Origin of the sequence: Rhizobacter sp., from assembly GCF_031412495.1 — a bacterium.
Classification (GTDB): Bacteria; Pseudomonadota; Gammaproteobacteria; order Burkholderiales; family Burkholderiaceae_C; genus Schlegelella_A.
In genome coordinates this window covers 1-4524 of record NZ_JANODC010000310.1, presented here as the reverse complement: position 1 = coordinate 4524, position 4524 = coordinate 1, and the positions used below count along the sequence as shown (strand labels likewise).

Annotated in this window: 4 protein-coding genes; 3 read left to right on the top strand and 1 reads right to left on the bottom strand. The window is 69.9% G+C overall.

The genetic code is table 11. The features are described from left to right. On the top strand, positions 1 to 679 hold a 679-nt coding region (locus AC30N0_RS11560; protein WP_489518059.1), incomplete at its 5' end, for a UDP-galactopyranose mutase. 87 nt (positions 680 to 766) lie between these two features. Here AC30N0_RS11560 and AC30N0_RS11555 read toward each other — a convergent pair. Beyond that, entirely contained in the window at positions 767 to 1768 is a 1002-nt protein-coding gene (locus AC30N0_RS11555) for a manganese catalase family protein (protein ID WP_489518058.1), read from the bottom strand. A 175-nt stretch (positions 1769 to 1943) separates the two neighbouring features. Between AC30N0_RS11555 and AC30N0_RS11550 the strand changes: the two genes are divergently transcribed. Beyond that, entirely contained in the window at positions 1944 to 2429 is a 486-nt protein-coding gene (locus tag AC30N0_RS11550) for a DUF2231 domain-containing protein (RefSeq protein ID WP_489518057.1), read from the top strand. Between the two features lie 67 nt (positions 2430 to 2496). Then, positions 2497 to 4524, top strand: a 2028-nt coding sequence (locus AC30N0_RS11545) for a family 1 glycosylhydrolase (RefSeq protein ID WP_489518056.1), incomplete at its 3' end; no start/stop codon positions are given.

Sequence of the window (4524 nt, the reverse complement as noted above, 5' to 3'; positions counted from 1 at the left end):
GTCCGAGCTCGACGCGAGCGTGACGGCGCGCGTGCCAACGCGCACCAACCGCGACGACCGCTACTTCGCCGACACCTTCCAGGCGATGCCGAAGAACGGCTACACGCGCATGTTCGAGAAGATGCTCTCGCATCCGAACATAAAGATCATGCTCAACACCGACTACCGCGAGGTCTGCGACCTGTTGCCGTGGAATCACATGGTCTACAGCGGGCCGATCGATGCTTTCTTCAACTACAAGCACGGCAAGCTGCCGTACCGCAGCCTCGAGTTCAAGCATGTGACGCTGGCCCAGGAGCAGTTCCAGGCGGTCGGCACGGTGAACTATCCGAACGACTACGGCTACACGCGCATCAGCGAGTTCAAGCACATCACCGGTCAGTCGCACGCCAGCACGTCGATCGTGTACGAGTACCCGCAGGCCGAAGGCGACCCGTACTACCCGGTGCCGCGCGCCGAGAACGCGCTCATCTACAAGAAGTACGAGGCCGAGGCCGAGCGCATGACGAACGTCACCTTCGTCGGCCGCCTGGCGACCTACAAGTACTACAACATGGACCAGGTCGTCGGCCAGGCCCTCGCCGCCTTCAAGCGCATCTGCAAGTCGATGCAGCCGGCGACGTCCGCACCGGGCCTCACGGTCAAGGGAAACGCCTCGGTCGCCGAAATGCAATCCTGACCGGCGCGGAACGCGCCGCGGACGACGAATGGGGCGGCAGGTGCCGCCCCATCTTTATGGCGGCGCCACTGTGCGGCGCTTCCGCCCCTACGACCGCGAGCGGCCCGGCGAGCCCGAGGTCGCCGACTTCTTCTTCGCCGCCGGCATCGGCGACTCCGCGTTCTTCTTGGCAGCCTTCGGGTCCACGCCGGCCGCGCCGCCGCTCATCGCACCGGCGATGCCGGACTGGCCGTCCATGCCGAGCATCGCACCCGTCATCGGGTCGCTCGTCGGGTCGGACTGCAGGCGGCTCCCGGCCTGCGTCGCGACCTCCATCTCCTCGGCGGCGAGGTTGACTTCGGGCATGCCGCTGCCGCCGTCGACCGCCGGCTCCGCCTCGCGGAACTCGAACGTCGGCTCGTTGTTCCACGGGCCGCGCGTGTCGCCGTCGCCCTGGGACATGTTGAAGTAGACGTTGGTGAACTCGGGCATGCCGGCGAGCTTGCCGGGCGGGAAGTTCGGCTGTATCGAGTACAGCGCCTTCTCGAACTGCTGCTGGTGCGCGATCTCGCGCGTCATGAGGAAGCCGAGCGCCTCCTTGACGCCGGGATCGTCGGTCAGGTTGATGAGGCGCTCGTAGACGATCTTGGCGCGCGACTCGGCGGCGATGTTGCTGCGCAGGTCGGCGGCCGGATCGCCGATGGTGTCGATGTAGCCGGCGTTCCAGAGCTGGCCGCCGGAGTTGGTGAGCGGCGGGCCGCCGCCGTAGAGCACCTGAGTCACGTGCGAGCTGTTGCCGTGGCCCGAGATCTGCCGGTACATGTCGGCTTCGCTGTCGATGCCCTCGGCGATGCGGCCCTTGGCGCCCTTGTTGAGCATGGCGACGATGGTGCCTATGACCTCGAGGTGGCTGAGCTCCTCGGTGGCGATGTCGATCAGCATGTCGCGGCGGCCGGGGTCGTCCTCGGCGAGGTACTGCGTGAAGTAGCGACAGGCCGCGGCCAGCTCGCCCTGCGGACCGCCGAACTGCTCGAGCATCAGGTTGGCCAGCCCGGGGTTCGTTTCCTCGACGCGGACGGTGTACTGGAGGCGCTTGTTGTGGGCGAACATGTGGTTCCTTTTGCTCACTGTGGGGAGGTCGCGATTCGGCAAGCCACGTGCCCCGGCGATCAGGGGGCCGTCGCCATGGTCCCGTACCGCGCTGGGAACCCGGCTGCCGCCGCTGAATCTCCCTTCCTCCGGCAAGGTACGCGACTTGCTAACTGCCGTCGTGCGACTACCGATCATGGAAAGCAGAGCCCAGCTGCTCGGACACCCCATCCACCGGATGCTGACCGTCTTCCCGGTCGGCCTGATGGCGACAGCGTCCGCGTTCGACTTCATCCACCTGCTGTCCGACAGCGAGTCGATGGTCTCGGCCGCCTACTGGACCCTGTCCGCCGGCCTCGTCGGCGCGCTGGTCGCGGCGCCGTTCGGGACCATCGACTGGCTCGCGCTTCCCGCCGACGCGCGGGCCAAGCGAATCGGTGCGATGCACGGCGTCGGCTACGGCATCGTCGCGCTGCTCTACGTCGCCAGCTGGTTAGTGCGGCCGAACTCGGTCACTCCCCCGGGCAGCGTCGCGCTGGCGCTGTCGTTCCTCGGCGCCGGGCTCCTGGTCGTGACCGGGTGGCTGGGCGCCGAACTCGTGTCGCGGCTCGGCGTCGGCGTCGCCGACCGGGCCTCCCTGAATGCACCGAGCTCACTGCGCAGGACCGTGAACGAGCCCTAGCCGGCGCGGCCAGCGCCGCCAGGAATCGCGGCCCGCGTGCCGGACCGGCCACAACCCGAACAACAGCATGTCCCTCCCTCCTTCTTCCCCTCCCCAGCCCGCGGCGTCCGCGCTGCAGCTGTGGGGCGGCGTCGAGTGCACTGTCAACCGTGTCGCCGACGCCTACTTCACCCAGCTCGACCGCAGCGGCCACATCGACCGCGAGGACGATCTCGAGCGCTTCGCCGCCCTCGGCATCCGGGCCATCCGCTACCCGGTGCTGTGGGAGCGCACCGCCCCCGACGGCCCCGACGGCGCCGACTGGCGCTTCGCCGACCAGCGCCTGCCGGCGCTGCGCCGCCTCGGCATCTCGCCCATCGTCGGCCTGGTCCACCACGGCAGCGGCCCGCAGCACACGCACCTGATCGATCCCGGGTTCGCCCCCGGCCTGGCCGAGTTCGCCGGCGCCGTCGCGGCCCGCTTCCCCTGGGTCGAGTACTGGACGCCCGTCAACGAGCCGCTGACGACGGCGCGCTTCAGCGCCCTCTACGGCGTCTGGTACCCGCACGCCAGCGACGACCTCTCGTTCGTCAAGGCGCTGCTGAACGAGTGCCGCGCCACGGTGCTGTCGATGCAGGCGATCCGGCGCGTCAATCCGGGTGCCAAGCTGATCCAGACCGACGACCTCGGCCGCAGCTACGGCACCGAGCGCATGGCTGAGACGGTGGACTTCTACAACGAGCGGCGCTGGCTGGCCTGGGACCTTCTCTGCGGCCGCGTCGACCGCGCGCACCCGCTGTGGGGCTACCTTGTCGGCAGCGGCGCCGACGAGAGCGACGTGCTCTGGTTCGCCGAGAACCCCTGCCCGCCGGACATCATCGGCATCAACTACTACGTGACCAGCGACCGCTGGATCGACCACCGCTTCGACCGCTTCCCGGCCGAGGGGCGCGGCCGGGCCGGCTTCGTCGACATCGAATCGGTGCGCGTCCTCGCCAACCACGCACCCGGCGTCGGCCCGCTGCTGGCCGAGGCGTGGCAGCGCTACGGCATTCCGCTTGCCGTGACCGAGGCGCACATCGACGCCAAGCGCGAGGACCAGCTGCGCTGGTTCCTCGAGATCTGGCGCGCCGCCGAAGGGGCGCGCAAGGCCGGCGCCGACATCCGCGGCGTGACGGCGTGGTCGCTGCTCGGTGCCTTCGACTGGAACTGCCTGTCGACGGCGTGCAAGGGCTACTACGAGCCGGGGCCGTACGACATCCGCGCGCCGCTGCCGCGGCCGACGGCACTGGCCTCGCTCATGCAGGAGCTGGCGGCCGGCCGGACGCCGAGCCACCCCGTGCTGCAGGGCGAAGGCTGGTGGCGGCGGCCGGAGCGCTTCATTGCCCGACCGGTGGCCACGCGCGCCCTCGTGACGCAGCTCGCCGGGCACCGCGCGCCGATGGCACCGGAGCGGATGACGCCGATCCTGATCAGCGGCGCGACCGGGACGCTCGGCAAGGCGTTCGCGACCGTGTGCCGGCAGCGCAACCTCGCCTTCCGCCTGCTCGATCGCCGCGACATGGACATCGCCGATCCCGCATCGGTGGCGGCGGCGCTGGCGCGGTGGAAGCCATGGGCCGTCGTCAACACCAGCGGCTACGTCCGCATCGACGATGCCGAGAGCGACAGCGAACGCTGCCTGCGCGAGAACACCAGCGGCCCCGCGGTGCTCGCGGCGGAATGCGCGAAGGCCGGGGTGGGCCTCGTCACCTTCTCGAGCGACCAGGTCTTCAGCGGCGATGGCGACCGGCCCTGGGTCGAGAGCGACGTGCCGGCGCCGCTCAACTGCTACGGCCGCAGCAAGGCCGCCGCCGAAGCGGCGGTGCTCTCCGCCCATCCCGCCGCGATGGTGGTGCGCACGAGCGCCTTCTTCGGGCCATGGGACCGCCACAACTTCCTCGTCCACGCGCTCGACGCGCTCGCCGCCGGCCGCGAGTTCCGCGCCGCCGACGACGTGCGCATCTCGCCGACCTACGTTCCGGACCTCGTCAACGTCTGCCTCGACCTCGTCGTCGATCGCGCGTCGGGGATCTGGCACCTGGCCAACCACGGGGACGTGAGCTGGGCCCAGTTC